At 71.3% G+C, this 14932-nt stretch carries 10 protein-coding genes and 1 riboswitch; of the genes, 3 read left to right on the top strand and 7 right to left on the bottom strand.

Features of this window, described 5'->3' with window-relative positions; genetic code table 11:
* Positions 1-34 precede the first annotated feature (34 nt).
* Entirely contained in the window at positions 35-2929 is a 2895-nt protein-coding gene (locus ACIREO_RS19155; RefSeq protein ID WP_404111321.1) for a GNAT family N-acetyltransferase, read from the bottom strand.
* A 165-nt stretch (positions 2930-3094) separates the two neighbouring features.
* Here ACIREO_RS19155 and ACIREO_RS19150 point away from each other — a divergent pair, with 165 nt between their 5' ends.
* Positions 3095-3376: an HPr family phosphocarrier protein gene (locus tag ACIREO_RS19150; protein ID WP_018520603.1), complete on the top strand. Its 282-nt coding sequence runs from the start codon at positions 3095-3097 to the stop codon at positions 3374-3376.
* A 172-nt stretch (positions 3377-3548) separates the two neighbouring features.
* Here the strand turns inward: ACIREO_RS19150 and ACIREO_RS19145 are convergent, their stop codons facing one another.
* The 4 genes from ACIREO_RS19145 to ACIREO_RS19130 all read right to left on the bottom strand — a co-directional run bounded on the left by ACIREO_RS19145 (position 3549) and on the right by ACIREO_RS19130 (position 8396).
* Positions 3549-4247: a GntR family transcriptional regulator gene (locus ACIREO_RS19145; RefSeq protein ID WP_404111319.1), complete on the bottom strand. Its 699-nt coding sequence runs from the start codon at positions 4245-4247 to the stop codon at positions 3549-3551.
* Positions 4248-4470: 223 nt separating this feature from the next.
* Entirely contained in the window at positions 4471-5262 is a 792-nt protein-coding gene (locus ACIREO_RS19140) for a M23 family metallopeptidase (protein WP_404111317.1), read from the bottom strand.
* Between the two features lie 12 nt (positions 5263-5274).
* Positions 5275-5443: riboswitch (cyclic di-AMP (ydaO/yuaA leader) on the bottom strand.
* Between the two features lie 191 nt (positions 5444-5634).
* Positions 5635-7017 (bottom strand): M16 family metallopeptidase, encoded by a 1383-nt coding sequence (locus tag ACIREO_RS19135; RefSeq protein ID WP_404111980.1) that lies wholly within the window; start codon positions 7015-7017, stop codon positions 5635-5637.
* Positions 7018-7043: 26 nt separating this feature from the next.
* Positions 7044-8396, bottom strand: coding sequence for a M16 family metallopeptidase (locus ACIREO_RS19130; RefSeq protein WP_404111315.1), 1353 nt, complete (start codon positions 8394-8396; stop codon positions 7044-7046).
* A 271-nt stretch (positions 8397-8667) separates the two neighbouring features.
* On the opposite strand from ACIREO_RS19130, the gene ACIREO_RS19125 reads away from it, so the two are divergent.
* Positions 8668-11118: a DNA topoisomerase (ATP-hydrolyzing) subunit A gene (locus ACIREO_RS19125; RefSeq protein ID WP_404111311.1), complete on the top strand. Its 2451-nt coding sequence runs from the start codon at positions 8668-8670 to the stop codon at positions 11116-11118.
* Positions 11119-11142: 24 nt separating this feature from the next.
* On the opposite strand, the gene ACIREO_RS19120 is transcribed toward ACIREO_RS19125, so the two are convergent.
* Together ACIREO_RS19120 and ACIREO_RS19115 are read right to left on the bottom strand one after the other, a co-directional pair.
* The gene (locus ACIREO_RS19120) at positions 11143-12207 is read right to left on the bottom strand and encodes a CobW family GTP-binding protein (protein WP_404111309.1); all 1065 of its coding nucleotides are present in this window, start codon (positions 12205-12207) and stop codon (positions 11143-11145) included.
* Between the two features lie 20 nt (positions 12208-12227).
* Positions 12228-13391 (bottom strand): citrate/2-methylcitrate synthase, encoded by a 1164-nt coding sequence (locus tag ACIREO_RS19115; RefSeq protein WP_404111306.1) that lies wholly within the window; start codon positions 13389-13391, stop codon positions 12228-12230.
* Between the two features lie 142 nt (positions 13392-13533).
* Between ACIREO_RS19115 and ACIREO_RS19110 the strand changes: the two genes are divergently transcribed.
* Positions 13534-14877: a citrate synthase gene (locus ACIREO_RS19110; RefSeq protein WP_404111303.1), complete on the top strand. Its 1344-nt coding sequence runs from the start codon at positions 13534-13536 to the stop codon at positions 14875-14877.
* Positions 14878-14932 lie beyond the last annotated feature (55 nt).

Genomic DNA, 14932 nt, shown 5'->3' with positions numbered 1-14932 from the left:
ACTGCCGGGGACGCTGTGCGCGGGTCCGTGGCGTTCAGTAGCTGGGGAGCCGTCGGGGGCCGAGATCACTGCGGGCGGGCGGCGGGGCCAGCCGGACGCTCGCTCCGAGCACCGTCAGGCCGTGCGTGGCCACGACGACGGGTTCCAGGGCGACCGAGACCACCTCGGGGTGGTCGTCGACCAGCCGGGACACCCGCAGCAGGAGCTCTTCGAGCGCCGCGGTGTCCGCCGGCGCGGAGCCACGCCAGCCGAACAGCACCGGAGCCGCCTTGATGGAGCGGATCAGCTCGGCCGCGTCGCGGTCGGTTGCGGGCACGAGACGGTGGGCAGTGTCGCCCAGCAGCTCCGAGGGCGCGCCGGCCAGTCCGAAGGAGAGGACGGCACCGGCGGCCGCGTCGATGGACGCCCTGACGACGGTGTCGACGCCCCTGGGTGCCATGACCTGGACGACGGGCCGGAGTTCAGCGGGCGTGCCGAGCAGATCGGCCAGTTCGTCGTACGCCCGGCGCAGGGCGTCCTCGCCGACGAGGTCGAGCCTGACGCCGCCGAGGTCGGCACGATGCCGCAGGTGGGGTGCGGTGGTCTTGAGGGCCACCGGGTAGCCCAGCTCCGCGGCGGCGGCGACGGCGGCCTCCGGATCGGGGGCGGGGAGAGCCGGCCGTACGGCGACGCCGTAGTGGCCGAGCAGCTCACGGGCCTCGTCGTGGGTGAGCGGGCGGCCACGCGGGTCGGGGCTCGGGCCGAGCAGCGTCCCGATCAGCGCGGCGGTCCCGTGCTCGTCGATGGTGTCGTCCAGAAATGCGGGAACCCTGCCGGGGGTGGCCGCCTGGCGCCGCCACTGGGCGTACTTCACCGCTTCGGCGAGCGCGCGGACGGCTCGTTCGGCGGCGGGGTAGGCAGGGATCCGCCCGGCGGAGGACCCGGGGCCCTCGGTGTCAGCCGTGCCCACGCCGGACGCGGGCGGCGCCGGCTCTTCGACGCGGGGGCTGTCCGGGCCCGGAGCGTCGGACGGGGAGGCGAGGGGTGCCGACAGGCCCGGGGCGGCCGCAGGGGCGGCCGTGCTCGTGGCGGCGGCCAGGGCCTGCGCCAGGCCGCCCATCTCCACGTGCACCACCGCCACCGGCTTGGCCGGGCCGCCGGCCGCCGCCTCGCGCAACGCGGCCGCCAGGACCTCGCCGTCGCCGGTCTCCGCCTCGCCGTTCTCCCCCACCCAGGGGATCGCGGTCACGATCACGGCGTCGCACGTCCGGTCCGCGAGCGCCTCGGCCAGCGCGTTCCGGAAGTCCCGCGGACTCGCCATCGTGGTGAGGTCGCGCGGCGGGCGCGGGCGGAGTCCTTCCGCCATGCAGGCGTCGTAGGTGAGGAGGCCGAGGGACTCCGAGTTGCCCAGGATCGCCACCCGGGGACCGTCCGGCAGGGGCTGGCCGGCGAGGAGCAGGCCGACGTCGACCATCTCCGTCACGGTGTCGACACGAATCACACCCGCCTGGCGCATCAGCGCGGAGACCGTCGCGTCCGGGATACGGCTGACGGGCACGGCGTGGCCCGGCGGACTCGACCCGCTGTGCCGGGCACCCTTCACCACGACCACCGGTTTCAGGGCGGCCGTCCGGCGGGCGAGCCGGGTGAACTTGCGCGGATTGCCCAGTGATTCGAGGTACAGCAGGGCGACGTCGGTGTCCTCGTCCTCGTACCAGTACTGCAGGAAGTCGTTGCCGGAGACATCGGCCCGGTTTCCCGAGGAGATGAAGGCCGACAGTCCGGCTCCCCTCCGGTGGAGACCTGACAGGACGGCGATCCCGATGGCGCCGGACTGGGTGAAGAGCCCGATGCGGCCCGGCTGGGGTGACTCGGGGGCGAGGGAGGCGTTGAGGCGGACGGCCCCGGAGGTGTTGATGATGCCGAACGCGTTCGGGCCGATGATCCGCATGCCGTACGAACGTGCCTGCCTGACCAGCTCCCGCTGCCGTTCCCGGCCCTCGGCCCCTCCCTCGGCGTAACCGGCGGAGAGTACGACGAGGCCCTGGACGCCGCTCTCGCCGCAGTCGGCGACGGCCTCGGGCACCCGGCCGGCCGGAACGGCGACGACCGCGAGATCGACGCGCTCGCCGATCTCGCCCACCGAGCGGTGCGCGGGCACCCCGTCGACCGTTCCCGTATCGGCGGCGAAGGAGGTGTTCACGGCGTACGTGCGCCCGGTGAAGCCCGAACCCAGGAGGTTGCGCAGAACCGTCCGGCCCACACCCCCTGGCGCACGGCCGACGCCGATGACCGCGACGGAACCGGGGGCCAGCAGGCGCTGGACGGAGCGCGCCTCGGCCCGCTGTTCACGGGCGCGCTGGACGGCGAGGGACTCGGCCGTGGGTTCCAGATCGAGGGTGAGGTGGACGGAGCCGTCCTCGAAGCTGCGCTGCTGGGTGAACCCGGCGTCCCGGAACACCTTGATCATCTTGTTGTTGGCGGGCAGCACCTCGGCGGCGAAGCGGCGGATCCCCCGCTCCCTGGCCACCGTCGCGATGTGTTCGAGGAGGGCGGAGGCCACGCCGCGGCCCTGGTGGGCGTCCTGCACGAGGAAGGCGACCTCGGCCTCGTCGGCGGGGGCGGACGCGGGCCTGCCCTGCTCGTTGATCCGGTCGAAGCGGACCGTGGCGATGAACTCGCCACCGATCGTGACGGCCAGTCCCACCCGGTCGACGTAGTCGTGATGGGTGAAGCGGTGCACGTCGCGGGCGGAGAGACGGGGGTACGGGGCGAAGAAGCGGTAGTACTTCGATTCGTCGGACACCTGCTCGTAGAAGCTGACCAGCCGCTCGGCGTCGTCCGTGGTGATGGGCCTGATCCGCGCCGTGCCACCGTCGCGGAGCACGACGTCCGCCTCCCAGTGGTCGGGGTACGCGTGATGCGGACTCTGCTCCGGAGTGGGCTCCATGGGCAAAGCCTACGGCCCGTGTCACCGGTCGCGGCGGGTTGGCGGCGAGGGCACGCTGAGGGAGCCGGCGGGCGGCGAGCCGCCGGCGGTGATGCCGGGCACAGCGGTGCGCACCGCTGTGCGAGACTGGTCTAGACAACCCATTGTTACGTGAAGGGCAGAACCATGGCTGAGCGCCGCGTCAACGTCGGTTGGGCCGAGGGCCTGCACGCCCGCCCCGCTTCCATCTTCGTCCGTGCCGCCACGGCCTCCGGCGTCCCCGTGACGATCGCCAAGGCCGACGGCAACCCGGTGAACGCCGCGTCCATGCTCGCGGTGCTCGGCCTGGGCGCCCAGGGCGGCGAGGAGATCGTGCTCGCGTCCGAGGCGGACAACGCCGAGGCCGCCCTGGACCGTCTGGCCAAGCTGGTCGCCGAGGGACTCGAGGAGCTCCCGGAGACCGTCTGATTCCGGCCACTTCGAACCGGAGTTTTTTCCTGCGGAAAAGCCGCGGCATCCCCACCGGGAGCCGCGGCTTTCCCTTTCACCCGAACCGGAGTGGACAGAGCTGGGAAACCTGAATCAGGGCAGCAAAAAGAAAGCCCTCCGATAATTACTCTCTTTGTATACGGCGCAATTGTTAATGACGGACTCCCGCGATGTTTACGGGGTGTTGCGAAGTCCTCACCCGCGCCTGGCCCGCCGTGTGCCCCGGTGTGCGGCGCAGCCGGTGGGCGGCGGTGGCCCGCTCGGCGTGCTGGGTGGCGAGCGCCCTGGCCCGCTCCGCGTCGCGGCGCGCCACGGCGTCGACGAGAGCGCCGTGCTCGGCCCAGGAGTCCGCGGGGCGGACCGGCTGCTCGACCGCGTACATCCAGGTGATCTTGTGCCGGAGCTGGGTGAGCAGCGCGATCAGCGCGGGACTGCCCGAGGCCTGCGCCAGCGTCTCGTGGAACCAGCCGCCCAGGGAGCGCAGGTCCTCCCCCTCGCCCCGGCGCACCCGCTCCTGGCCCAGCCTGACCAGGCCGCGGAGCACCTTGAGATGCGCCTCGGTGCGGCGCTGCGCCGCGCGCGCTGCCCCGAGGGGCTCCAGGAGCATGCGGATCTCCAGGAGGTCGGCGGCCTCCTGGTCGGTGGGTTCGGCGACACAGGCACCCGCGTGCCGGCGAGTGACGACGAACCCTTCGGACTCCAGGGTGCGCAGCGCCTCGCGCACCGGGACGCGGGAGACGCCGTAGCGACGCGCGAGCACCTCTTCGGTGAGGCGGCTGCCGCGCTCGAAGACACCGGAGACGATGTCGTCACGGATTGCCGTGCATACCGAATGCGCGGGAATGCGCATATCCGAACCTCCGCCTTAATCCCCGCGAAACGCGGCCGATCGACGCCTGTTCTGTGACTCTATTGCAACCGGCCGCAATTTCCGATGGCGGGGTGGAATCCATGGATATCTTTTGGCCAGGGAGCACTTCCACGCGGGCTTCGGCGCATGTCCTCCCCAGGACGCGGCGAAGGCCCCGGCGGGTGCCGGGGCCTTCGTCGGAGCGCTGTGGTGCGGCGTGAGGTCAGGCCTGGACGCCGTGGGCGCGGAGGTAGGCGACGGGGTCCATGTCCGAGCCGTACTCGGGGGTGGTCCTGGCCTCGAAGTGCAGGTGCGGTCCGGTGGAGTTGCCGGTCGAGCCGGAGAGGCCTATCTGCTCGCCCGAGCCCATGCTCTGGCCGACGGAGACACCGATCGAGGAGAGGTGGCCGTACTGGGTGTACGTGCCGTCCTTCATCTTGAGCACGATGTTGTTGCCGTAGGCGCCACCCCAGCCCGCCTCGACGACCGTCCCGGCGCCCACTGCGACGACGGACGTGCCGGACGCGGCCTGGAAGTCCACACCGGAGTGGGTGCCGGAGGACCAGAGCGCGCCACCGGACTTGTAGCCGGTGGTGACGTGCGAGCCGGCGACCGGGAGGTGGAAGGCGTTGAGCCGGGCGCGCTCGGCGGCGCGGGCGGCGCGCGCCTTCTCCTCACGGGCCTCCTTGGCGCGGGCCTCCGCCTTGCGCTTGGCCTCGGCCTTCGCCTTCGAGTTGGCCTTCGCTTCGGCCTCGGCCTTCGCGGCGACCTCGGCCTGGTGCTGCTGGACCTTCGCCTGGGCCTGGATCTGAGTGGCGAGGGTGGTGTCGAGGGCGACCGTCTGGGTCAGACCGGTGCTGCCCGCGGCGACCTCGGAGTCCGCGGCGAGGGCCGGGGACGCCGTGGCGCCGATGATGCCGGTGGTGGCCAGGGCGGCGACGCCGGCGACCTTGGCGCTCTTGCGCGTCAGGCGGCTCGGGGCACGGTGCTTCCCGGTGGCACGGATGAACGCCATGGAGGGGCTGATCCTTTCCTTCCTTCTCGCCTACCGGGTTAGCTGACGGGTTCGGAGCAGGAAGGTCTCCTACGGGCCCCTGAGCCTCCTGTGAGGCGCAGAGATCCGATTCACCCCAGGGACTTCGTGGGTCCCCGGCTCCCCAGGCTCGCGCCTGACGGGGACTCGGCGATGACTGTCCGGCGCCGCGGGCGCGGCATTCGTCCGGCGGACAGCCGGGCCGACGCTAGATCGGGCCACTTTCCGCAACCAAACGGAAAGGGCCTTTTGTCGTACATCCCACAGGATGAATGGCAACTTTCCCTGCAATACGGACAAATGACAGAACCCCGGCGAGAGTGTGCTCGCCGGGGTCCGTCCTGTCCCGTTCTGTCAGCCGGTGACGACCGACACCTCGCCGATGCCGAGCGCCTTCACGGGCTCCGCGATCTGCGCGGCGTCCCCGACCAGGACGGTGACCAGCCGGTCGACCGGGAACGCGCTGACCACGGCGGCGGTCGCCTCGACCGTGCCGGTGCCCGCCAGGCGCGCGTACAGCTTCGCCTGGTAGTCGTCCGGAAGGTGCTGCTCCACCTGGTCGGCCAGGGTGCCCGCGACGGAGCCGGCCGTCTCGTACTTCAGCGGGGCGACGCCCACGAGGTTCTGTACGGCGGTCTCGCGCTCGGCGTCGGTGAGCCCCTCGGCGGCCAGGGTGCGCAGGACCTTCCAGAGGTCGTCGAGCGCGGGACCGGTGGACTCCGTGTCGACGGAGCCGCTGATGGCGAGCATCGCGGCGCCGGTCGCCCCGGACGAGGAACCGGGGGCCGTCGAGCGCAGCACCTGTCCGAAGGCCCGGACGCCGTAGGTGTAGCCCTTCTCCTCACGCAGCACGCGGTCCAGCCGGGAGGTGAGGGTGCCTCCCAGGCAGTACGTGCCGAGGACCTGGGCGGGCCACACACTGTCGTGCCGGTCCGCGCCGATACGGCCGATCAGCAGCTGCGTCTGCACAGCTCCGGGGCGGTCCACGATGACGACACGGCCGGTGTCGTCCGCGGTGATCGGGGGCACGGGCCGGGTCCGGCCCGCGTTGCCCGACCAGTCCCCGACGGTGTCGGCGAGCAGCGCGTCCAGGTCCACACCGGTGAGGTCCCCGACGACGACCGCCGTCGCCGTGGACGGGCGGACATGAGCGTCGTAGAAGGTGCGTACGGCGGTGGCGTCGATCCGCCGGACCGTCTCCTCGGTGCCCTGGCGCGGACGCGACATCCGTGCCGTGGCGGGGAAGAGCTCCTTGGAGAGCTGCTTGGCGGCCCGCCGGGCCGGGTTGGCCTGCTCGTGCGGGATCTCGTCGAGGCGGTTGCCCACCAGACGCTCGATCTCGCTCTCCGCGAAGGCCGGGGCCCTCAGCGCCTCGGCGACCAGACCGAGAGCCTTCGTCAGCCGGGAGACCGGGACCTCCAGGGAGACGCGGAGCCCCGGGTGGTCCGCGTGGGCGTCCAGCGTGGCGCCGCACCGCTCCAGCTCGGCGGCGAACTCCTCCGCGGAGTGCTTGTCCGTGCCCTCGGACAGGGCGCGCGCCATGATCGTGGCCACACCGTCCAGGCCCTCGGGCTCGGCGTCCAGCGGTGCGTCGAGGAAGATCTCCACGGCGACGACCTGCTGGCCGGGCCGGTGGCAGCGCAGCACGGTCAGCCCGTTGGGCAGGGCACCGCGCTCGGGTGCGGGGAAGGCCCAGGGCCTGGCCTCGCCGGCGGTCGGCTGCGGGTGGTACTCCATCGCTACTCCAGTCACGGCGGCGTCGGTCACTTGTCGGCCCCCTCGGGCGCGTCGGTGCCCTCTGTCTCATCGGCCGGTTCGACCGGCTCGTAGACCAGGACCGCACGGTTGTCGGGGCGCAGGTGCGCCCGGGCTGCGGCCTTGACCTCGTCCGCCGTCACCTCGAGCACACGGCCCACCGCGGTCAGGGCGAGCTGCGGGTCACCGAACAGGACGGCGTACCGGCACAGTTCGTCCGCGCGGCCGGCGACCGTGCCGAGACGGTCCAGCCACTCGCGCTCCAACTGCGCCTGGGCGCGCTCCATCTCCTCCGGAGTGGGGCCCTCCTCGGCGAAGCGGGCGAGCTCCTCGTCGACGGCCGCCTCGATCTGCGGCACCTCGACGCCACCGGACGTCTTGACGTCCAGCCAGCCCAGCGAGGGCGCGCCGGCCAGCCTGAGCAGCCCGAATCCCGCCGCCACCGCCGTACGGTCGCGGCGCACCAGCCGGTTGTGCAGGCGGGACGACTCGCCGCCGCCGAGCACGGTCAGCGCCAGGTCCGCGGCGTCGCACTCGCGCGTGCCGTCGTGCGGCAGCCGGTAGGCGGCCATCAACGCACGCGCGGGAACCTCTTCCTGGACCACCTCGCGCAGCTGTTCGCCGATGGTGCCGGGCAGCGTGCCGTCACGCGGAGGCTGCTTGCCGTCGTGGGACGGGATGGAGCCGAAGTACTTCTCGATCCAGGCCAGCGTCTGCTCCGGGTCGATGTCCCCGACCACGGAGAGCACCGCGTTGTTCGGGGCGTAGTACGTACGGAAGAACGCCTGCGCGTCCTCCAGCGTCGCCGCGTCCAGGTCGGCCATCGAACCGATGGGCGTGTGGTGGTACGGGTGGCCGGCCGGGTAGGCGAGGGCGGTGAGCTTCTCGAAGGCCGTGCCGTACGGGACGTTGTCGTAGCGCTGGCGGCGCTCGTTCTTCACGACGTCCCGCTGGTTCTCCATGGACTCCTCGTCGAGCGCGGCGAGCAGTGAGCCCATCCGGTCGGCCTCGAGCCACAGGGCCAGCTCCAGCTGGTGCGTGGGCATCGTCTCGAAGTAGTTGGTGCGTTCGAAGCTGGTCGTGCCGTTCAGGGAACCACCGGCCCCTTGCACCAGCTCGAAGTGCCCGTTCCCCTTGACCTGGCCCGAGCCCTGGAACATCAGGTGCTCGAAGAGGTGAGCCAGGCCCGTGCGCCCCTTGACCTCGTGGCGGGAGCCGACGTCGTACCAGAGGCAGACCGCGGCGACGGGGGTCAGATGGTCCTCGGAGAGCACCACGCGCAGGCCGTTGGCCAGACGGTGCTCGGTCGCCGTCAAGCCGCCGGAACCGGCCTGGGCTGTGGCCGTGTGACCCATGGGCATGTACGTCCCTTCGATCGGTACAGGTTTTCCTGCCGGACCTGCCACTCTAAGACCAAGCGCACGGGCGCCTGACGAAGTTCCCGTCGGGTGAATGTTGTCGCGGATATCGGGTGAATGTTGTCGCAGATACTGCCGTGAACGAGGGGCCCGCGGGGGCCCTGAGTGCCGCTTCGGACGGGTCGAGGTCGGCGTTGTCAGTACGGCGGGCCACAATGGTCGGCGTCAGAACCTGAGGTTGCCCGACAGAATCTGTGAAGGAGTCGCAGCCGCGATGGCCCGCCGCAGCACGAAAACCCCGCCGCCGGACGACTTCGAGGAGAAGATCCTCGACATCGACGTCGTCGACGAAATGCAGGGCTCCTTCCTCGAGTACGCGTACTCGGTGATCTACTCCAGGGCTCTGCCCGACGCCCGCGACGGCATGAAGCCCGTGCACCGCCGCATCGTGTCCCAGATGAACGAGATGGGGCTGCGCCCCGACCGTGGCTATGTGAAGTGCGCCCGCGTCGTCGGCGAAGTGATGGGCAAACTGCACCCACACGGTGACGCCTCGATCTATGACGCACTGGTGCGCATGGCACAACCGTTCTCGATGCGCCTGCCCCTCGTCGACGGGCACGGCAACTTCGGCTCGCTGGGCAACGACGACCCGCCGGCCGCCATGCGGTACACCGAGTGCCGGATGGCCGACGCCACATCACTCATGACGGAGTCGATCGACGAGGACACCGTCGACTACCAGTCGAACTACGACGGCCAGGAGCAGGAGCCGGTCGTCCTCCCGGCGGCGTACCCGAACCTCCTGGTCAACGGTGCCTCCGGGATCGCGGTCGGCATGGCGACCAACATGCCCCCGCACAATCTCGGCGAGGTCATCGCCGCCGCCCGCCACCTCATCCGGCATCCTGGCGCCGACCTCGAGACGCTGATGCGTTTCGTTCCCGGCCCCGACCTGCCCACCGGTGGCAGGATCGTCGGTCTCGGCGGCATCAAGGACGCCTACGCCGCGGGGCGCGGCACGTTCAAGATCCGTGCCACGGTCGCCATAGAGAGCGTCACGGCGCGCCGCAAGGGTCTCGTCGTCACCGAACTGCCCTTCGCCGTCGGCCCGGAGAAGGTGATCGCCAAGATCAAGGACCTCGTCGGCTCGAAGAAGCTCCAGGGCATCGCGGACGTCAAGGACCTCACCGACCGGGCGCACGGACTGCGTCTGGTGATCGAGGTCAAGAACGGCTTCGTGCCGGAGGCCGTGCTGGAGCAGCTCTACAAGCTGACGCCGATGGAGGAGTCCTTCGGCATCAACAACGTGGCGCTGGTCGACGGACAGCCGCTCACCCTGGGGCTCAAGGAGCTCCTGGAGGTCTATCTCGACCACCGCTTCGAGGTGGTGCGCCGGCGAAGCGAGTTCCGCAGGACCAAGCGCCGTAACCGGCTGCACCTGGTCGAGGGCCTCCTCGTGGCGCTGCTCGACATCGACGAGGTCATCCGTCTCATCCGGGACAGCGACAACTCGGCGCAGGCGAAGGAGCGCCTGATGGAGCGCTTCTCGCTGAGCGAGATCCAGACCCAGTACATCCTGGACACCCCGTTGCGCAGGCTCACGCGCTTCGACAGGATCGAGCTGGAGACCGAGCGTGACAGGCTCACCGAGGAGATCGCCCAGCTGACCGCGATCCTGGACTCGGACGCCGAGCTGCGCAAGCTGGTCTCGGCCGAACTGGCCGCAGTGGCGAAGAAGTTCGGCACCGAGCGGCGCACGGTGCTGCTGGAGTCGGCGGGTTCGCAGATCGCCTCGGTACCGCTGGAGGTCGCCGACGACCCGTGCCAGGTGCTCCTCTCCTCGACCGGCCTCCTGGCCCGCACGGCCAACGCCGAGCCGATCAGCCAGGCCGAGGACGCCAAGCGCACCAAGCACGACGCGATCGTCTCCGCCGCCCCCGCGACGGCACGCGGCGAAGTGGGCGCGGTGACGTCCACCGGACGGCTGCTCCGGCTCTCGGTGATCGATCTGCCCCAGCTGCCGGACACCCATGCGGCTCCGAACCTGTCCGGCGGTGCGCAGATCTCGGAGTTCCTGACGCTGGAGGCGGACGAGGAGCTGATCTGCCTCACCACCCTCGACGAGGAGTCGCCGGGCCTGGCCATCGGCACCCTGCAGGGCGTGGTGAAGCGTGTGGTGCCCGACTACCCGTCCAACAAGGACGAGCTGGAGGTCATCTCGCTGAAGGACGGTGACCGGATCGTCGGCGCCACTCAGCTGCGTACGGGCGAGGAGGACCTGGTCTTCATCACGTCCGACGCTCAGCTGCTGCGCTATCCGGCCGCGTCGGTGCGTCCACAGGGACGCGCGGCGGGCGGCATGGCGGGCGTCAAGCTCACGGGCGACGCCATCGTTCTCTCGTTCGCCGCGGTGGATCCCTCCGCGGACGCCGCGGTGTTCACGGTCGCCGGATCACACGGCACGCTGGACGACTCCGAACGGACCTGGAAGCTCACCCCGTTCGACCAGTACCCACGAAAGGGCAGGGCCACCGGCGGGGTGCGCTGCCAGCGCTTCCTCAAGGGCGAGGACGTCCTGGTGTTCGCCTGGGCGGGTGAGACCCCGGCACGGGCGGCCCAGAAGAACGGCGCACCGGCTGTGCTCCCGGACCCGGATCCGCGCCGGGACGGTTCGGGCACGCCACTGACGAGTCCGGTCGCGGTGATCGCCGGACCGCTGTAGGACCCGGCCGGACGGCGGGGGGCCTCAGGCCTCGTCGCCGTCCGGCTGCCGCACGTACCGCAGGACACCCCACATGCTGCGCTCCAGCTCCTCGGTGGCGTCCTGCGACGCGTCCTCGCAGCCCGCGAGTTCCTTGTGCAGCGCCTCGGCGTCGATACCGGAGCCGATCAGCACCAGCTGGGTCCGCCGCGGTTCGCCGCGGGCCCAGCGCTGCGGTACGAAGCGCAGGAACCTGCCGACGGCGTGCAGGGCGTACCGGTTACCGGGGTCGCCCGCCCCGAAGTCGGCGAACCCCTTGATCCGGTAGAGGCCCGCGGGCCTGGAGTCGAGGAACGCCATGAAGCGGCGGGGGCTGAGCGGCACATCGGCGGTGAAGGAGACGCTCTCGTACGCCGTGTGCAGATGGTCCTCGTGCGTGCGGTCGGTCTCGGGGAGCAGGTCCTCGAACGTCAGCTGGCGGAAGGTGTCGTCCTCGTCCGGCCGGAGCACCGGGTCGAAGAGCAGCTCCGGGTCGATCCTCCCGTACGCGGCGCGGATGACCGCGGCCCCACCGCCCGCCGTTCCGGCCGTCTCCCGTACGGCCCGCAGTTCCTCGTCCGAGACCCGGTCGGTCTTGTTCAGGACGATCAGGTCCGCGGCCGCGAGGTGGCGGTCGATCTCGGGGTGGCGCTTCCGTGTGGCGGGGAATTCGGCCGCGTCGACGACCTCGACCAGTCCCCCGTACCGGATGTGCGGATTGTCGCTGGCCAGCAGCATCCGTACGAGCTCCTGCGGCTCGGCGAGACCGCTCGCCTCGATGACGATCACGTCGAGCCGGGCGGCGGGGCCGGTGAGCGTCTCCAGGTAGGTGTCGAGCTCGCTCGCGTCGACGGCACAGCACAGACAGCCGTTGCCCAGCGAGACCGTGGAACCGACCTGCCCCGAGACGGTCATGGCGTCGATCTCGATGGACCCGAAGTCATTGACGATGACGCCGATCCGGTTGCCCGCCCTGTTGCGGAGCAGATGGTTGAGCAGTGTCGTCTTGCCGGAGCCGAGGAACCCCGCCAGGACGACGACCGGGATCTGTGGGGCGCGGGGCGGGGTCAACAGGGCCTTCCTCGGGTCGGTCAGAGTGCCGGTACGGGGTGCGGAGGCGGGGTTCCGGTGTAACGGGCCGCCGGGCGGATGATCTTGGAGTCCTCCGCCTGCTCCAGGATATTGGCGCTCCAGCCGACCATGCGCGCGGCACAGAAGGTGGGCGTGAACATCTCACGCGGCAGTCCGCAGAGCTCCATGACGACACCGGCGTAGAACTCCACGTTCGTGTGCAGCTCGCGTCCCGGCTTGAGTTCGGCGAGGATCGCCTCCACCTGGCGTTCCACCTCGACGGCGAAGTCGACGAGGGAGCCGCCGAAGCTCTGCGCGACCGAGCGGAGCATGCGCGAGCGCGGGTCCTCCGTGCGGTAGACGGGATGCCCGAATCCCATGATCCGTTCCCCCGCGAGGACCCGTTCGCGGATCCAGCTGTCGATCCGGTCCGGGGTGCCGATCGCGTCCAGGGTGTCCAGCGCCCGGCTGGGCGCGCCACCGTGCAGCGGACCTGAGAGGGCTCCGACGGCTCCGACGAGGCAGGCGGCGACGTCGGTGCCGGTGGAGGCGATCACCCGGGCGGTGAACGTGGAGGCGTTGAAACCGTGGTCGACGGTGGAGACGAGGTACCGCTCGACGGCCGCCGCCCGTACGGCGTCCGGCTCCTCGCCGGTGAGCATGTACAGGTAGTTCGCGGCGAACGGGAGGTCGTCACGCGGTTCAACCGGGTCCAGGCCCTGGCCGAGGCGGTACAGGGAGGTCAGCACGGTGGGGACCGCGGCGCATACGGCGAGCGCGTCCTCACGGCGGCGGCCGGCGCCGATGTCGTACACCGGGCGGAACCCGGCCGAGGCCCCGAGCAGGGAGAGCGCGGTCCGCAGTCCGGCGAGCGGGCCGGAGACCACTCCGGCGCGGGCGATGGCCGGCAGCACCTCCCGCACTTCGGCGGGCAGCCGGCGCAGGCCGGCCGTGCGCGCGGCGAAACCGGCGCTCGCCGTTCGGCCGGGCAGCTCGCCGTGGAACATCAGGTACCAGACGTCCTCGAAGCTACGGCTCTGCGCCAGCTCGATCGCCGAGTACTGCCGGTAGTGGTAGAAGCCCTCACGCCCGCGCACATCCCCGAGCGCGGTGTCGGTGACGATCACGCCGGCGAGACCCCGGGGGGCGTCGGGCGGGGCGGTTTCCGTGTGCAAGGCAGGCATGGCAGGTCTCTCCTCCACCGGTGAGCTGAACATTGATTCGACTGTCTATGATTGACTCGGAGAGTGTCAATATTGATTGAATCAATATGAAGGCCTCGCTGGAGGTGATCCGAGATCCATGAACATGGATACGGTGGACGCCATGACGCATGACTCGCCGCACGGGACCGGTACGCAGGACGCGGGAGCCGAAGGGGCGGCTCAGGGCGGGCTCACGACCCGGGAGGCGGCCGAACGCCTCGGGGTGAAGCCCGAGACCGTGTACGCGTACGTGAGCCGGGGCCAGCTCACCAGCAAGCGGATCCCGGGCGGTCGCGGCAGTACGTTCGATGCCGCCGAGGTCGACGCCCTGGCCCGCCGCTCCGGACGCAGGGAGCCTCCGCCGTCCGCCGTGGGTGACCTCGTCTTCCGTACCGGCATCACGTTCATCGAGCCGGACCGCTACTTCTTCCGCGGTGTCGACGCGACCGAGCTCGCCCGGCATCACGGCTACGAGGAGGTCGCCGAGTGGATCTGGACCGGTGAGCTCCGCCCTGGCACCCGCTTCACCGCGGCGCGCGAGTCCCTGACGGCGGCCCGGCGTGCCGCCGCCGCGATGCCGCGCCACAGCAGCTCGACGGACCGGCTCCGTGCCGCTGTCGCCGCGGCCTCGTCCGCCGATCCTCTTCGGTTCGACCTCTCCCCCGAGGGTGTACTCGACAGCGCCCGCAGCCTGATCCCCACCCTGGTGGGTGCGCTGCCCGCAGCCGGGGAGCGGGAAGAGGGAAGCGGGGCCGACCGCGAGGACGGGGCCGCCTGCGAAGACGGTACCGAGGGCTCTCTCGCCACCCGGCTGTGGCCGAAGCTCTCCGCCAGGCCTGCCGACGCGGCGTCACTGACCGTGCTCGACGCCGCGCTCGCGCTGCTGGCCGACCACGATCTCGCGGCCTCGACCCTGGCGGCACGCGTCGCGGCGTCGACCCACGCGCACCCGTACGCGGTGGTCTCCACGGGACTGGGCGTGCTGGAGGGCCCCCTGCACGGCGCCGCGAGCGGGCAGGCGCACCGCATGCTGGCCGAGGTCGTGGACCGGGGCGGCGCGGCTCCGGTCGTCGCGGACCATCTGCGCGCGGGCCGGCGGGTGCCGGGTCTCGGGCACCGCCTCTACACGGGTGAGGACCCACGGGCGGGTGCGCTGTTCGCGCTGCTGGACGAGATGCCACAGGCGGCCCCGGCGATGGAAGCGGCCCGTGACGTGGTCGCGACCACCGCCCGCCACACCCCTTTGCACGCCAACGTCGATCTGGCCCTGGCCGTCCTCTCGGTGACGTACGGCATGCCCGCCGAGGCCGGCGAGACGGTGTTCGCCGTGTCCCGCACCGCGGGCTGGATCGCCCACGCCATGGAGGAGTACGCGGAACGCCCCCTGCGCATGCGGCCCAGCGGGCAGTACACCGGTCCGCGTCCGCCCCAGCCGCTGCCCGCCCCGAAGGTGGCCGCGCCGTAGGCGGCAGGACCGTAGGCGGCAGGACCTGCGGATCAGCGGCAGCCGGCGGAGATTC

It is taken from the genome of Streptomyces sp. NPDC102441 (assembly GCF_044765585.1).
Taxonomy (GTDB): domain Bacteria; phylum Actinomycetota; class Actinomycetes; order Streptomycetales; family Streptomycetaceae; genus Streptomyces.
Note: the sequence above shows the minus strand (reverse complement) of the source record. Positions and strands in the feature narration are given on the sequence as shown.